Genomic DNA, 13734 nt, shown 5'->3' with positions numbered 1-13734 from the left:
CATGTCGCAAGCCCTGGCGATCCTCAAAGAAGTCTTTGGCTACCATGCCTTCCGTGGCCGTCAGGCGGAAATCATCGACCACGTGGCCGAGGGCGGCGATTGCCTGGTGTTGATGCCCACCGGCGGCGGCAAATCGCTCTGTTATCAGATTCCGGCGTTGCTGCGCCAGCAGGCCGGACACGGCATCGGTATCGTCGTTTCGCCGCTGATCGCGCTGATGCAGGATCAGGTGGCGGCATTGACCGAGGCCGGCGTACGCGCCGCCGTGCTCAATTCCACGTTGAGCGGCAGCGAGGCATCGGCGGTCGAGCGCGATCTGCTGGCCGGGCGGCTCGATGTGCTCTACGTGGCGCCCGAGCGGCTCATGACGCCGCGCTTTCTCGATCTGCTCGATCGGGCGCGCGTGGGTTTGTTCGCGATCGACGAAGCGCACTGCGTCTCGCAATGGGGTCATGACTTCCGGCCTGAATACATACAGCTGTCCGTGCTGCATGAACGCTTTCCAAACGTTCCACGGATCGCGCTGACCGCCACGGCCGATGCGCTGACGCGTAACGAGATCGTCGAGCGGCTGGCACTGGACGATGCGCGGGTCTTCATTTCGAGCTTCGACCGCCCCAACATCCGCTATCGGATTGTCGAAAAGGACAACGCCCGCCAGCAACTGTTGGCCTTTATCAAGGCCGAGCACGTGAACGGCGAGGGTGGGCATGACAGCGGCATTGTCTATTGCCTGTCCCGGAAGAAGGTCGAGGACACGGCGGCGTGGCTGTCCAGCCATGGCATCAAGGCGTTGGGTTACCACGCCGGCATGGATGCCGATGTGCGGCAACGCCATCAGGCGCGCTTCCGCGAGGAAGAGGGCATCGTGATGGTGGCAACGATCGCGTTCGGCATGGGCATTGACAAGCCCGACGTCCGTTTCGTGTCGCACCTGGACCTGCCCAAGAGCATGGAAGGCTATTACCAGGAAACCGGCCGTGCCGGCCGCGACGGTTTGCCGGCGAACGCCTGGATGGCCTACGGCCTGGGCGATGTGGTGCAGCAGAAGCGGATGATCGACGAGTCGGAAGCAGACGATGCCCACAAGCGCGTGTCATCGTCCAAGCTCGACGCGCTGCTGGGTTTGTGCGAGACAGCCGGCTGCCGGCGGGTGCGGATTCTGGCTTACTTCGAGGAAGCATCCGAGCCCTGCGGAAACTGCGATACCTGCCTGGAGCCGCCCGCCACCTGGGATGGCACGCGCGAGGCGCAGATGGCGCTGTCTTGCGTCTACCGCACGGCGCAGGCCAGCCGCATTCACTTTGGCGCCACGCATCTGATCGATGTGCTGCGCGGTAATGCCAGCGAGAAAATTCGCCAATGGGGGCACGACAAGGTGTCGACATTCGGCATCGGCAAGGACATGGCGGTGAGCGAGTGGCACGCGGTATTCCGCCAGTTGATCGCACATGGGTTGCTTGTGATCGATCACGGCGGACACGGCGCACTGTTGCTGGGTGAGTCCGCGCGAGAGGTGCTCAAGGGTGGTCGGTCGATCACGCTGCGGCGTCAGATGAGCAAGCCCCCAAAGTCGGGCGAGCGCGCATCGAAGGGCACGCGCACCGATCACACCGCAACGATGGACCCGGATACGCTCGCCAACTGGGAGGCGCTGCGCCGCTGGCGTACCGCCACGGCCAAGGAACATGGGGTGCCGGCCTACGTGATCTTTCACGATGCAACGCTTGCCGAACTTGCGCGCAGTGGTCCGGAATCTCTCGACGAACTGGCCGAAGTGCCCGGTATCGGGGCGTCAAAGCTAGAGCGCTACGGCGACGAGATCCTCGAAACCCTGCGCGGGGTTTGAGTACAGGGTTGTAGACGTATACGCCGCGTATACCCCTTGACCGTTGCGTATCCCGCTGATAGAGTGCCAGATTCGAGTTTTTGGCTTCGGATTTCGCTCGTCCGTCGGCTGAGTGGTGCCCCAGGCGCCCGGCCAGGCAGGACGGCAGCGGGATCCCGGCGAGCTCGCGCTCTTTGGTAAGTCTGTCATTCCACAGCCCTTCCTCCGAGCGTCCGCTCACCTCTCCCGCCCAAAACCCGTTGTTGCCCCTTGGCCAGTTGCTGGCGCAGGGGTGTTTTTGTGTAAAACCAAGCTGGATTGAACAATGCCAACTATCAACCAACTGGTTCGCAAGCCGCGTGTCTCTGAGGTCATCAAGAGCAAGAGCCCGGCGCTTGAGAACTGCCCGCAGCGTCGCGGCGTGTGCACCCGCGTGTACACCACGACGCCGAAGAAGCCGAACTCGGCACTGCGTAAGGTCGCCAAGGTGCGCCTGACCAACGGTTTCGAAGTCATTTCGTATATCGGCGGTGAAGGCCACAACCTGCAGGAACACTCGGTCGTGCTGATTCGCGGCGGCCGTGTGAAGGACTTGCCGGGTGTGCGTTACCACATCGTCCGTGGCTCGCTGGATCTGCAAGGCGTGAAGGACCGCAAGCAGGCCCGTTCGAAGTACGGTGCGAAGCGTCCGAAGGCTGCCTAAGCTTTCTTCGCTGCAAGCAATATCCGATAGCCCTGGCGCGAGTCATGGTGCTGTCACCAGGCGGCGGTACAACGGAGCGTTTTTCGCGCCGTGCCGTCGAGTAAGTGGTCACCCGGCGAATTTGTCCAAGCGATTGACAAGCTAGTTGGTGGCCGGAGAGCGGAAATTTTGACCCGCCTCTCAACTGAATCTTAAGGAAAGAAGATGCCACGTCGTCGTGAAGTCCCCAAGCGGGATGTTCTGCCTGATCCGAAGTTCGGTAACGTTGAAGTTGCCAAGTTCATGAACGTGCTGATGCTGGACGGCAAGAAGTCGGTTGCCGAACGTATCGTGTACGGCGCGTTCGACCAGATCGAAAAGAAGGCAGGCAAGGCCCCCATCGAAGTGTTCTCCGTTGCGATCAACAACGTGAAGCCGGTGGTGGAAGTGAAGAGCCGTCGCGTGGGCGGCGCCAACTATCAGGTTCCGGTCGAAGTCCGTCCGTCGCGTCGTTTGGCATTGGCGATGCGTTGGCTGCGCGAGGCCGCGAAAAAACGCAGCGAGAAGTCGATGGCGCTGCGCCTGGCAGGTGAGCTGATGGAAGCTGCAGAAGGCCGCGGTGGCGCAATGAAGAAGCGCGACGAAGTGCACCGCATGGCCGAAGCCAACAAGGCGTTCTCGCATTTCCGCTTCTAAAGCGCGCGAAAAACACTGTTGGTTGCCGGGCGGGTTGTGTTTTCACACAATTCGCCCGTTTGTGTTAAGGGCGCAGCGGATGAGATTCCAGCGCCTCTCGGACAAATAGAGGATTAAAGTGGCTCGTAAGACTCCCATTGAGCGCTACCGCAATATCGGTATTTCGGCTCACATTGACGCGGGTAAAACCACCACGACCGAGCGTATCCTGTTCTACACCGGTGTGAACCACAAGATCGGTGAAGTGCATGATGGCGCGGCCACCATGGACTGGATGGAGCAGGAGCAGGAGCGTGGCATCACGATCACCTCCGCTGCCACCACGGCCTTCTGGAAGGGCATGGGCGGCAACTACCCGGAACACCGCTTCAACATCATCGACACCCCGGGCCACGTGGACTTCACCATCGAGGTGGAGCGTTCCATGCGCGTGCTGGATGGTGCCTGCATGGTCTACTGCGCAGTGGGTGGCGTGCAGCCGCAGTCGGAAACCGTCTGGCGTCAGGCCAACAAGTACCGCGTGCCGCGTCTGGCATTCGTGAACAAGATGGACCGTACCGGCGCGAATTTCTTCAAGGTCTACGACCAGCTGAAGACCCGCCTGAAGGCCAATCCGGTTCCCGTCGTGGTGCCTATTGGCGCCGAAGACGGCTTCCAGGGCGTGGTTGACCTGCTCGAAATGAAGGCCATCATCTGGGACGAATCCAGCCAGGGCGTGAAGTTCGAGTACCAGGACATCCCCGCCGAGCTGCAGGCCAGCGCCGAAGAATGGCGCGAGAAGATGGTCGAGTCGGCCGCCGAAGCCAGCGAAGAGCTGATGGAAAAGTATCTGGGTGGCGAAGAGCTGACCCGTGCCGAGATCGTCAAGGCGCTGCGTGACCGTACCATTGCCTGCGAAATCCAGCCGATGCTGTGCGGCACCGCGTTCAAGAACAAAGGCGTGCAGCGTATGCTGGACGCCGTGATCGACTTCCTGCCGTCGCCGGTCGACATTCCGCCGGTTACGGGTACGGATGAGCGCGACGACGAGAAGAAGCTGGAGCGCAAGGCTGACGACAGCGAGAAGTTCTCGGCGCTGGCGTTCAAGATCATGACCGACCCGTTCGTCGGCCAGCTGATCTTCTTCCGTGTGTACTCGGGCAAGATCAACTCGGGCGACACTGTGTACAACCCGGTGAAGCAGAAGAAGGAGCGTCTGGGCCGTATTCTGCAGATGCACGCGAACCAGCGCGAAGAAATCAAGGAAGTGCTGGCTGGCGACATCGCTGCTGCGGTGGGTCTGAAGGACGCCACCACGGGCGATACGCTGTGCGATCCGGCTGCGCCGATCGTGCTGGAGCGCATGGTGTTCCCGGAGCCGGTGATTTCGCAGGCTGTCGAGCCGAAGACCAAGGCTGACCAGGAAAAGATGGGTATCGCCCTGAATCGCCTGGCTGCCGAAGATCCTTCGTTCCGCGTGCGTACCGATGAAGAATCGGGCCAGACCATTATTTCGGGCATGGGCGAGCTCCACCTGGAAATTCTGGTCGACCGCATGAAGCGCGAATTCGGCGTGGAAGCCAACATCGGCGCCCCGCAGGTTGCCTACCGCGAAACCATCCGCAAGAAGGCCGAAGACGTCGAAGGCAAGTTCGTCAAGCAGTCGGGCGGCCGCGGCCAGTACGGTCACGCCGTGATCACGCTGGAACCGCAAACGCCGGGCAAGGGCTTCGAATTCGTCGACGCCATCAAGGGCGGTGTGATTCCTCGCGAATACATCCCGGCGGTCGAGAAGGGTATTGTCGACACGCTGCCGGCCGGTATCCTGGCAGGCTTCCCGGTTGTGGACGTGAAGGTCACGCTGACGTTTGGTTCGTACCACGATGTGGACTCGAACGAAAACGCGTTCCGCATGGCCGGCTCGATGGCTTTCAAGGAAGCCATGCGCAAGGCCAGCCCGGTTCTGCTGGAGCCGATGATGGCCGTGGAAGTGGAAACGCCGGAAGACTACACGGGTACCGTGATGGGCGACCTGTCGTCCCGCCGCGGCATCGTGCAGGGCATGGACGACATGGTTGGCGGCGGCAAGATCATCAAGGCCGAAGTCCCGCTGTCGGAAATGTTTGGTTATTCCACGTCGCTGCGCTCGGCCACGCAAGGTCGCGCCACGTACACGATGGAGTTCAAGCACTACTCCGAAGCACCGAAGAACATCGCCGAAGCCGTGATGACGGCCAAGGGCAAGTAATAAAGCTTTGCCGCCATGCGTGACCCGCATGGCGGCCAATGAATCGAATCACACTGAATTCCATTAGGAGCTGAAACATGGCAAAGGAAAAGTTCGAGCGGACCAAGCCGCACGTGAACGTAGGTACGATTGGTCACGTTGACCATGGCAAGACGACGCTGACGGCAGCAATTGCCACGGTGCTGGCTGCGAAGTTCGGCGGCTCGGCCAAGAAGTACGACGAGATCGATGCAGCGCCGGAAGAAAAGGCACGCGGCATCACGATCAACACCGCACACGTGGAATACGAAACGGCGAACCGCCACTACGCCCACGTTGACTGCCCGGGCCACGCTGACTATGTGAAGAACATGATCACGGGCGCCGCGCAGATGGACGGCGCGATCCTGGTGTGCTCGGCTGCAGACGGCCCGATGCCGCAAACGCGCGAACACATCCTGCTGGCCCGCCAGGTTGGCGTGCCTTACATCATCGTGTTCCTGAACAAGTGCGACATGGTCGACGACGCCGAGCTGCTCGAGCTGGTCGAAATGGAAGTGCGCGAGCTGCTCTCGAAGTACGACTTCCCGGGCGATGACACGCCGATCGTGAAGGGTTCGGCCAAGCTGGCGCTGGAAGGCGACAAGGGCGACCTGGGCGAAGGCGCGATCATGGCTCTGGCCGACGCGCTGGACACGTACATCCCGACGCCGGAGCGCGCTGTGGACGGTACGTTCCTGATGCCGGTGGAAGACGTGTTCTCGATCTCGGGCCGCGGTACCGTGGTGACGGGTCGTATCGAACGCGGCATCGTGAAGGTCGGTGAGGAAATCGAAATCGTGGGTATCCGCCCGACGGTGAAGACGACCTGCACGGGCGTGGAAATGTTCCGCAAGCTGCTGGACCAAGGCCAGGCTGGTGACAACGTTGGCCTACTGCTGCGCGGCACGAAGCGTGAAGACGTGGAACGTGGCCAAGTCCTGTGCAAGCCGGGCTCGATCAAGCCGCACACGCACTTCACGGGCGAGGTGTACATTCTGTCGAAGGACGAAGGTGGTCGTCATACGCCGTTCTTCAACAACTACCGCCCGCAGTTCTATTTCCGTACGACCGACGTGACCGGCTCGATCGAGCTGCCGCAGGACAAGGAAATGGTCATGCCGGGTGACAACGTGTCGATCACCGTCAAGCTGATCGCCCCGATCGCCATGGAAGAAGGCCTGCGCTTCGCTATCCGCGAAGGCGGTCGTACCGTCGGCGCCGGCGTTGTGGCAAAGATCCTCGACTAAGCACAACCTTTTTGGGGCATGCCTGCGGGCATGTCCCTTATAATCTGGGCGCTTCGCCCATCGCTCTTTTAAGGAACAATCATGCAGAACCAGAAGATCCGTATCCGCCTGAAGGCTTTCGACTATCGCCTGATCGACCAGTCGGCCGCCGAAATCGTGGATACCGCCAAGCGTACCGGCGCGATCGTCAAGGGCCCGGTGCCCCTGCCGACTCGTATCCAGCGCTTCGACATCCTGCGTTCGCCGCACGTCAACAAGACCAGCCGCGATCAGTTCGAGATCCGCACCCACCAGCGCCTGATGGACATCGTCGATCCGACGGACAAGACCGTCGACGCGCTGATGAAGCTCGATCTGCCGGCAGGCGTGGACGTCGAGATCAAGGTATAAGTATGTGTCGGGCCAGGCTTCTGGCCTGATTCAGCAAGACGGCGAACGCAAGTTCGCCGTTTTTGTTTTCCAAATCGTCGCATGGTGTGCGAATAGTACGGAAAGCTACAGCATCGGCACGCAAAGTGCCGGATTCGGCGCCGTTTCCGACCCGCAGGCGTAAGACCGTCGAGGAAAAGCGCGCCACCGCTTGCCCTTTCCAAATTGCTGTGGTATGTTGCAAGGCTACCCATTAATCCGGGTAGTGGGGGCCATTTTGGTCACGCGCAATCCTTTTCGCGCAACCCGCACTCACACAGTTTTCGTGTATCAATCAGCCCCGGCCAATCGCAGCTGGGAATGGAGCAAACCATGAGCCTTGGCCTTGTAGGTCGCAAGGTTGGCATGACCCGTATTTTCACGGACGACGGTGATTCGATTCCCGTTACCGTGGTCGAGGTCGGCGACAACCGCGTGACGCAAATCAAGACGGACGAGACCGACGGTTATACCGCGGTTCAAGTCACTTTTGGCAGCCGACGCGCAAGCCGTGTCACCAAGCCGCTGGCGGGTCACCTCGCCAAAGCCGGCGTGGAAGCTGGCGAAATCATCAAAGAATTCCGCATCGATGCAGCCAAGGCTGCCGAGCTGCAAGCTGGCGGCTCGATTTCTGTCGACCTGTTCCAGGTTGGTCAGAAGATCGACGTGCAGGGTGTGACGATTGGTAAGGGCTATGCCGGTACCATCAAGCGCCACCACTTCGCATCCGGTCGTGCCACCCACGGTAACTCGCGTTCGCACAACGTGCCGGGTTCCATCGGTATGGCGCAGGATCCGGGCCGCGTGTTCCCGGGCAAGCGCATGACGGGCCACCTCGGTGACGCTACCCGTACCGTGCAAAACCTCGAGATCGCCAAGATCGACGCAGAGCGCAAGCTGCTGCTGGTCAAGGGCGCCATCCCCGGTTCCAAGGGCGGCAAGGTCATTGTGACCCCGGCCGTCAAGGCCAAAGCTTAAGGAGCGCATGTAATGGAACTCAAGCTCCTCCAGGACAACGGTCAGATCGGTGCTGGCGTTACCGCCTCGCCCGAAGTGTTCGGCCGCGACTACAACGAAGCCCTGGTTCACCAGATCGTCGTTGCCTATCAGGCCAATGCTCGCAGCGGTAACCGCAAGCAGAAGGACCGCGAAGAGGTCAAGCACACGACGAAGAAGCCGTGGCGCCAGAAGGGTACGGGCCGTGCTCGTGCCGGTATGTCGTCCTCGCCTCTGTGGCGTGGCGGTGGCCGTATCTTCCCGAATTCGCCGGAAGAAAACTTCAGCCAGAAGGTCAACAAGAAGATGTTCCGTGCCGGTATGCGCTCGATTTATTCGCAGCTCGCACGTGAAGGTCGTATCAACGTAGTGGACGGTTTCGCTGTCGACGCGCCCAAGACCAAGCTGCTGGCCGACAAGTTCAAGGCCATGGGCCTGGACTCGGTGCTGATCATTACCGACAGCCTCGACGAAAACCTCTACCTGGCTTCGCGCAACCTGCCGAACGTGGCAGTCGTGGAGCCGCGTCATGCTGATCCGCTGTCGCTCGTGCACTACAAGAAAGTGCTGGTGACGAAGGCAGCTGTCGCGCAGATCGAGGAGTTGCTGAAATGACGCAAGTAGCCAAGAACGATCATCGTTTGATGCAGGTGCTGCTCGCGCCGGTGGTTTCCGAAAAGGCAACCCTGGTAGCCGACAAGAACGAACAGGTTGTGTTCGAAGTGGCTCGCGATGCCAACAAGGCAGAAGTGAAGGCCGCCGTCGAACTGCTGTTCAAGGTCGAGGTGCAGTCCGTTCAGATCCTGAACCAGAAGGGCAAGCAAAAGCGCTTTGGCCGCTTCATGGGCCGTCGCAATCACGTCAAGAAGGCATACGTGTCGCTGAAGCCGGGTCAGGAAATCAATTTTGAAGCGGAGGCCAAGTAATCATGGCACTCGTCAAGACCAAGCCGACATCCCCGGGCCGTCGCTCGATGGTGAAGGTCGTTAATCGCGACCTCCACAAGGGTGCCCCGCACGCACCGCTGCTGGAAAAGCAATTCCAGAAGTCGGGTCGCAACAACAACGGTCATATCACCACCCGCCACAAGGGCGGTGGTCATAAGCACCACTACCGCGTGGTCGACTTCAAGCGCAACGACAAGGACGGCATCGCCGCCAAGGTCGAGCGTCTGGAATACGATCCAAACCGTAGCGCGAACATCGCCCTGGTGCTGTTCGTCGACGGTGAGCGTCGCTACATCATCGCCACGAAGGGCATGGTTGCTGGCCAGGCTCTGATGAACGGCTCGGAAGCGCCGATCAAGTCGGGTAACAACCTGCCGATCCGCAACATCCCGGTCGGTACCACGATCAACAACGTGGAAATGCTGCCTGGCAAGGGTGCGCAGATCGCGCGCGCTGCTGGTGGGTCCGCAGTGCTGATGGCTCGTGAAGGCCTGTACGCTCAAGTGCGTCTGCGCTCCGGTGAAGTGCGTCGCGTGCATATCGAATGCCGCGCCACCATCGGTGAAGTGGGCAACGAAGAGCACAGCCTGCGCGTGATCGGCAAGGCCGGTGCAACGCGCTGGCGCGGTATTCGCCCGACCGTTCGCGGTGTGGTGATGAACCCGGTGGACCACCCCCACGGTGGTGGTGAAGGCAAGACTGCTGCTGGTCGTGATCCGGTTTCGCCGTGGGGTACCCCGGCCAAGGGTTACCGCACTCGCAGCAACAAGCGCACGGACAGCATGATCGTCCAGCGCCGCCACAAGCGCTAATCGGTAGGTAGGAGCTAAAGATATGACTCGTTCCGCAAAAAAGGGTCCGTTCTGCGACGACCACCTGCTGAAGAAGGTGGAAACGGCGGTGAGCGGCAAGGACAAGAAGCCCATCAAGACTTGGTCGCGTCGTTCGACCATTCTGCCGGACTTCATCGGCCTGACGATCGCTGTGCACAACGGCCGTCAACACGTGCCGGTGTACGTGACGGAAAACATGGTTGGCCACAAGCTCGGTGAATTTGCGATTACTCGCACGTTCAAGGGCCACGCGGCTGACAAGAAAGCGAAGAGGTAAGGTGCCATCATGGAAGTGAAAGCGATTCATCGCGGTGCCCGCATCTCCGCCCAGAAAACGCGTCTGGTTGCTGACCAGATCCGCGGTCTGCCGATTGAGCGCGCTCTGAACATCCTGGCCTTCAGCCCGAAGAAGGCTGCCGGGATCGTGAAGAAGGTCGTCGAATCGGCCATCGCCAACGCCGAGCATAACGAAGGCGCCGACATCGACGAACTGAAGGTCACTTCGATCTTCGTCGACAAGGCCACTTCGCTCAAGCGCTTCACTGCGCGTGCAAAGGGCCGCGGCAACCGCATCGAGAAACAAACCTGTCACATCACTGTGACGCTCGGCAACTAAGGAGTCACGATGGGACAGAAGATTCATCCGACTGGCTTCCGTCTGGCCGTCAGCCGTAATTGGGCTTCGCGTTGGTACGCCAACAACACGAAGTTCGCCGGCATGCTGAAGGAAGACATCGAAGTTCGAGACTTCCTGAAGAAAAAGCTGAAGAACGCATCGGTTGGCCGCGTGGTCATCGAGCGTCCGGCCCGTAATGCACGCATCACCATTTACAGCTCGCGTCCGGGCGTGGTGATCGGCAAGAAGGGTGAGGACATCGAACTGCTCAAGGCCGAGCTGCAACGTCGCATGGGTGTGCCCGTGCACGTGAACATCGAAGAAATCCGCAAGCCGGAAACCGATGCGCAGCTGATTGCCGATTCGATCACGCAGCAGCTCGAGCGCCGCATCATGTTCCGTCGCGCCATGAAGCGCGCGATGCAGAACGCCATGCGTCTGGGTGCACAAGGCATCAAGATCATGAGCTCGGGCCGTCTGAACGGTATCGAAATCGCACGTACCGAGTGGTACCGCGAAGGCCGTGTGCCCCTGCACACCCTGCGCGCCGACATCGACTACGGTTTCTCGGAAGCCGAAACCACCTACGGCATCATCGGTGTCAAGGTGTGGGTCTACAAGGGTGATCACCTGGGCCGCAATGACGCGCCTGTGGTGGAAGAGCCGCAAGAAGACCGTCGTCGTCGTCCGGGTCGCCCGGAAGGCCGCCGCCGTGAAGGCGAAGGTCGTCCGTCGGGCAACCGCCGCGGTGGTGCCGGTGCTGGTCGTCGTGCTGCGCCAGGCGCAGACGCGAAGAGTGGAGAATAACAATGCTGCAACCGAAGCGTAGGAAGTATCGCAAGGAGCAGAAGGGCCGCAACACGGGTAAAGCTACCCGTGGCAACGCCGTGTCTTTTGGCGAGTTCGGCCTGAAGGCAATGGGCCGTGGCCGTCTGACCGCTCGTCAGATCGAGTCGGCACGTCGTGCGATGACCCGTCACATCAAGCGTGGCGGCCGCATCTGGATCCGGATCTTCCCGGACAAGCCGATTTCGAAGAAGCCTGCCGAAGTCCGTATGGGTAACGGTAAGGGCAATCCGGAATACTACGTGGCTGAAATTCAGCCGGGCAAGATGCTGTACGAAATGGACGGCGTGACGGAAGAGCTGGCACGTGAGGCGTTCCGCCTCGCGGCCGCCAAGCTGCCGATCGCCACGAATTTCGTGGTGCGTCAGGTCGGTACGTAAGGAGATTGGGATGAAAGCATCCGAACTGCGCGGCAAGGACGCCGCAGGCCTGAACCAGGAGCTCTCCGAGCTGCTGAAGGCTCAATTTAGCCTGCGCATGCAAAAGGCCACCCAACAGCTGCAGAACACCAGCCAGCTGAAGAAGGTGCGCAAGGACATCGCGCGCGTGCAAACCGTGCTGAACGAGAAGGCAGACGCGAAATGACTGAAGCTGCGAAGACTGAAACGTCGCTTCGCCGGACCCTCGTGGGCCGTGTCGTGAGCGACAAGATGGACAAGACCGTGACGGTCCTGATCGAAAACCGCGTCAAGCACCCTCTGTACGGCAAGTACGTGCTGCGTTCGAAGAAGTACCACGCACACGACGAAGCCAACCAGTACAAGGAAGGCGACAAGGTCGAGATCCAGGAAACCCGTCCGCTGTCGCGGACCAAGTCCTGGGTTGTTTCCCGGCTGGTAGAAGCTGCACGCGTCATCTAAGTACAACAGTACTGAGTTGACTTGCAAGTCCAGGATTGTGTTGCTATAATCCTGGACTTCCGCTTTATTGCATCCGCCCAAGCAGCATCACCCGGGTGGGTCTGTATAGCGAGCCAGAGCCTGGCATCCTGAAGTCTGGGGTGTCGGCACTACCGACTTCCAAGTTGATCAACCCAAACGGCGCTGGCGCAATGCCTGGCTCCGACGGGACCAAGACTGACCGGCGGCCTTCATTTGAGGGACTGGCGGATTAAGTTGGGAAGATAACACCATGATTCAGACAGAAAGCCGGCTCGAAGTGGCCGATAACACTGGTGCGCGCGAAGTGCTGTGCATCAAGGTACTGGGTGGGTCCAAGCGCCGCTACGCGAGCGTGGGCGACATCATCAAGGTTACCGTGAAAGACGCAGCTCCCCGTGGCCGCGTGAAGAAGGGCGACATCTACAACGCCGTTGTCGTGCGTACCGCCAAGGGCGTGCGCCGCGCGGACGGTTCGCTCGTCAAGTTCGACGGCAATGCTGCTGTCCTGCTGAACAACAAGCTCGAGCCGATCGGCACCCGTATCTTCGGGCCGGTAACTCGTGAACTCCGTACCGAGCGCTTCATGAAGATCGTGTCGCTCGCTCCGGAAGTGCTGTAAGGAGCCGCCATGAACAAGATTCGCAAAGGCGACGAAGTCATCGTGCTGACCGGTAAGGATAAGGGCAAGCGCGGTGTCGTCCAGGCAGTGCAAGGCGACAAGCTCGTGGTTGACGGTGTGAACGTTGCGAAGAAGCACGCTCGCCCGAACCCGATGCTGGGTACCACCGGTGGCGTGGTCGACAAGCTGATGCCGCTGCATATTTCCAACGTTGCGCTCGTGGATGCCAATGGCAAGCCGTCGCGTGTCGGTATCAAGGTCGAAGACGGCAAGCGTGTGCGCGTGCTGAAGACGACCGGTGCCGTCCTGGCCGCTTGATTCTGGGCACAGATAGGAGTTGAGCATGACAGCACGTCTGCAAGAGTTTTACAAAGAACAAGTTGTGCCGGCGCTGATGAAGCAGTTCGGCTACAAGTCGGTCATGGAAGTGCCGCGTTTCACCAAGATCACCCTGAACATGGGTCTGGGTGAGGCCATCAATGACAAGAAGGTCATTGAACTGGCCGTTGGCGACCTGACCAAGATCGCGGGTCAGAAGCCCGTGGTGACGAAGGCCAAGAAGGCCATCGCCGGCTTCAAGATCCGTCAGGGCTACCCCATCGGTGCGATGGTGACCCTGCGCGGTGAGCGCATGTTCGAATTCCTCGATCGTTTCGTGACCGTGGCCCTGCCGCGCGTGCGTGACTTCCGTGGTGTGTCGGGCCGTTCGTTCGACGGTCGTGGCAACTACAACATCGGTGTGAAAGAGCAGATCATTTTCCCCGAAATCGAGTACGACAAGATTGACGCACTGCGTGGTCTGAATATCAGCATCACGACGACGGCTAAGAACGACGAGGAAGCCAAGGCTCTCCTGAATGCGTTCAAGTTCCCGTTCCGTAATTAAG

At 60.3% G+C, this 13734-nt stretch carries 19 protein-coding genes; all 19 read left to right on the top strand.

All coding sequences use genetic code 11. The features are described from left to right. The first annotated feature begins 1 nt into the window (after position 1). The 19 genes from recQ (at position 2) to rplE (ending at position 13733) form a co-directional block, all read left to right on the top strand. The gene (gene recQ, locus GA566_RS14750) at positions 2–1849 is read left to right on the top strand and encodes a DNA helicase RecQ (protein ID WP_160473075.1); all 1848 of its coding nucleotides are present in this window, start codon (positions 2–4) and stop codon (positions 1847–1849) included. A gap of 304 nt (positions 1850–2153) precedes the next feature. Continuing rightward, a complete protein-coding gene (gene rpsL, locus GA566_RS14745) occupies positions 2154–2531 on the top strand; it encodes a 30S ribosomal protein S12 (protein ID WP_006576501.1) in 378 nt (125 codons plus the stop codon). A 204-nt stretch (positions 2532–2735) separates the two neighbouring features. Further along, positions 2736–3206, top strand: a complete 471-nt coding sequence (gene rpsG, locus GA566_RS14740) for a 30S ribosomal protein S7 (RefSeq protein WP_066734316.1) — start codon at positions 2736–2738, stop codon at positions 3204–3206. Positions 3207–3324: 118 nt separating this feature from the next. After that, positions 3325–5433, top strand: coding sequence for an elongation factor G (fusA, locus tag GA566_RS14735; protein ID WP_137928002.1), 2109 nt, complete (start codon positions 3325–3327; stop codon positions 5431–5433). Between the two features lie 77 nt (positions 5434–5510). Beyond that, positions 5511–6701 (top strand): elongation factor Tu, encoded by a 1191-nt coding sequence (tuf, locus tag GA566_RS14730; protein WP_160473074.1) that lies wholly within the window; start codon positions 5511–5513, stop codon positions 6699–6701. An 81-nt stretch (positions 6702–6782) separates the two neighbouring features. After that, a complete protein-coding gene (rpsJ, locus tag GA566_RS14725) occupies positions 6783–7091 on the top strand; it encodes a 30S ribosomal protein S10 (protein ID WP_006160488.1) in 309 nt (102 codons plus the stop codon). 351 nt (positions 7092–7442) lie between these two features. Next, positions 7443–8087 (top strand): 50S ribosomal protein L3, encoded by a 645-nt coding sequence (gene rplC, locus GA566_RS14720; protein WP_137925256.1) that lies wholly within the window; start codon positions 7443–7445, stop codon positions 8085–8087. Between the two features lie 12 nt (positions 8088–8099). After that, positions 8100–8720 carry a 50S ribosomal protein L4 gene (gene rplD / locus GA566_RS14715; RefSeq protein WP_130393152.1) on the top strand — a complete coding sequence of 207 codons (621 nt, stop codon included), beginning with the start codon at positions 8100–8102 and terminating at the stop codon, positions 8718–8720. Further along, positions 8717–9031 carry a 50S ribosomal protein L23 gene (gene rplW, locus GA566_RS14710; RefSeq protein ID WP_006576245.1) on the top strand — a complete coding sequence of 105 codons (315 nt, stop codon included), beginning with the start codon at positions 8717–8719 and terminating at the stop codon, positions 9029–9031. The genes rplD and rplW overlap by 4 nt, the downstream gene beginning before the upstream one ends. Before the next feature lie 2 nt (positions 9032–9033). After that, positions 9034–9864 carry a 50S ribosomal protein L2 gene (rplB, locus tag GA566_RS14705; protein WP_137925257.1) on the top strand — a complete coding sequence of 277 codons (831 nt, stop codon included), beginning with the start codon at positions 9034–9036 and terminating at the stop codon, positions 9862–9864. 22 nt (positions 9865–9886) lie between these two features. After that, positions 9887–10162: a 30S ribosomal protein S19 gene (rpsS, locus tag GA566_RS14700; RefSeq protein ID WP_137925258.1), complete on the top strand. Its 276-nt coding sequence runs from the start codon at positions 9887–9889 to the stop codon at positions 10160–10162. Positions 10163–10171: 9 nt separating this feature from the next. After that, positions 10172–10501 (top strand): 50S ribosomal protein L22, encoded by a 330-nt coding sequence (gene rplV / locus GA566_RS14695; RefSeq protein ID WP_137925259.1) that lies wholly within the window; start codon positions 10172–10174, stop codon positions 10499–10501. 9 nt (positions 10502–10510) lie between these two features. Further along, positions 10511–11308 carry a 30S ribosomal protein S3 gene (gene rpsC / locus GA566_RS14690; protein WP_092602196.1) on the top strand — a complete coding sequence of 266 codons (798 nt, stop codon included), beginning with the start codon at positions 10511–10513 and terminating at the stop codon, positions 11306–11308. Between the two features lie 2 nt (positions 11309–11310). After that, positions 11311–11727: a 50S ribosomal protein L16 gene (gene rplP / locus GA566_RS14685; RefSeq protein ID WP_006160465.1), complete on the top strand. Its 417-nt coding sequence runs from the start codon at positions 11311–11313 to the stop codon at positions 11725–11727. A 10-nt stretch (positions 11728–11737) separates the two neighbouring features. Continuing rightward, positions 11738–11932 carry a 50S ribosomal protein L29 gene (gene rpmC / locus GA566_RS14680; protein WP_137925260.1) on the top strand — a complete coding sequence of 65 codons (195 nt, stop codon included), beginning with the start codon at positions 11738–11740 and terminating at the stop codon, positions 11930–11932. Beyond that, positions 11929–12207: a 30S ribosomal protein S17 gene (gene rpsQ / locus GA566_RS14675; protein ID WP_008642939.1), complete on the top strand. Its 279-nt coding sequence runs from the start codon at positions 11929–11931 to the stop codon at positions 12205–12207. The genes rpmC and rpsQ overlap by 4 nt, the downstream gene beginning before the upstream one ends. 271 nt (positions 12208–12478) lie before the next feature. Further along, on the top strand, positions 12479–12847 hold the full coding sequence (gene rplN, locus GA566_RS14670; RefSeq protein WP_006576237.1) for a 50S ribosomal protein L14: 369 nt from the start codon (positions 12479–12481) through the stop codon (positions 12845–12847). Between the two features lie 9 nt (positions 12848–12856). Then, complete coding sequence (gene rplX / locus GA566_RS14665) at positions 12857–13165, top strand: 50S ribosomal protein L24 (protein WP_137925261.1); 309 nt, start codon at positions 12857–12859, stop codon at positions 13163–13165. Between the two features lie 25 nt (positions 13166–13190). Further along, positions 13191–13733 carry a 50S ribosomal protein L5 gene (rplE, locus tag GA566_RS14660; protein WP_019451027.1) on the top strand — a complete coding sequence of 181 codons (543 nt, stop codon included), beginning with the start codon at positions 13191–13193 and terminating at the stop codon, positions 13731–13733. The last annotated feature ends 1 nt before the right edge of the window (position 13734 follow it).

It is taken from the genome of Cupriavidus sp. SW-Y-13, from assembly GCF_009793345.1.
Taxonomy (GTDB): domain Bacteria; phylum Pseudomonadota; class Gammaproteobacteria; order Burkholderiales; family Burkholderiaceae; genus Cupriavidus.
This window is presented reverse-complemented; position numbering and strand designations above follow the sequence as displayed.

Bases quoted from the DNA above. Each gene is read 5' to 3' on its own strand.
- recQ (WP_160473075.1), top strand. From the start codon at position 2: ATGTCGCAAGCCCTGGCGATCCTCAAAGAAGTCTTTGGCTACCATGCC.
- rpsL (WP_006576501.1), top strand. From the start codon at position 2,154: ATGCCAACTATCAACCAACTGGTTCGCAAGCCGCGTGTCTCTGAGGTC.
- rpsG (WP_066734316.1), top strand. From the start codon at position 2,736: ATGCCACGTCGTCGTGAAGTCCCCAAGCGGGATGTTCTGCCTGATCCG.
- tuf (WP_160473074.1), top strand. From the start codon at position 5,511: ATGGCAAAGGAAAAGTTCGAGCGGACCAAGCCGCACGTGAACGTAGGT.
- rpsJ (WP_006160488.1), top strand. From the start codon at position 6,783: ATGCAGAACCAGAAGATCCGTATCCGCCTGAAGGCTTTCGACTATCGC.
- rplC (WP_137925256.1), top strand. From the start codon at position 7,443: ATGAGCCTTGGCCTTGTAGGTCGCAAGGTTGGCATGACCCGTATTTTC.
- rplD (WP_130393152.1), top strand. From the start codon at position 8,100: ATGGAACTCAAGCTCCTCCAGGACAACGGTCAGATCGGTGCTGGCGTT.
- rplW (WP_006576245.1), top strand. From the start codon at position 8,717: ATGACGCAAGTAGCCAAGAACGATCATCGTTTGATGCAGGTGCTGCTC.
- rplB (WP_137925257.1), top strand. From the start codon at position 9,034: ATGGCACTCGTCAAGACCAAGCCGACATCCCCGGGCCGTCGCTCGATG.
- rpsS (WP_137925258.1), top strand. From the start codon at position 9,887: ATGACTCGTTCCGCAAAAAAGGGTCCGTTCTGCGACGACCACCTGCTG.
- rplV (WP_137925259.1), top strand. From the start codon at position 10,172: ATGGAAGTGAAAGCGATTCATCGCGGTGCCCGCATCTCCGCCCAGAAA.
- rpsC (WP_092602196.1), top strand. From the start codon at position 10,511: ATGGGACAGAAGATTCATCCGACTGGCTTCCGTCTGGCCGTCAGCCGT.
- rplP (WP_006160465.1), top strand. From the start codon at position 11,311: ATGCTGCAACCGAAGCGTAGGAAGTATCGCAAGGAGCAGAAGGGCCGC.
- rpmC (WP_137925260.1), top strand. From the start codon at position 11,738: ATGAAAGCATCCGAACTGCGCGGCAAGGACGCCGCAGGCCTGAACCAG.
- rpsQ (WP_008642939.1), top strand. From the start codon at position 11,929: ATGACTGAAGCTGCGAAGACTGAAACGTCGCTTCGCCGGACCCTCGTG.
- rplN (WP_006576237.1), top strand. From the start codon at position 12,479: ATGATTCAGACAGAAAGCCGGCTCGAAGTGGCCGATAACACTGGTGCG.
- rplX (WP_137925261.1), top strand. From the start codon at position 12,857: ATGAACAAGATTCGCAAAGGCGACGAAGTCATCGTGCTGACCGGTAAG.
- rplE (WP_019451027.1), top strand. From the start codon at position 13,191: ATGACAGCACGTCTGCAAGAGTTTTACAAAGAACAAGTTGTGCCGGCG.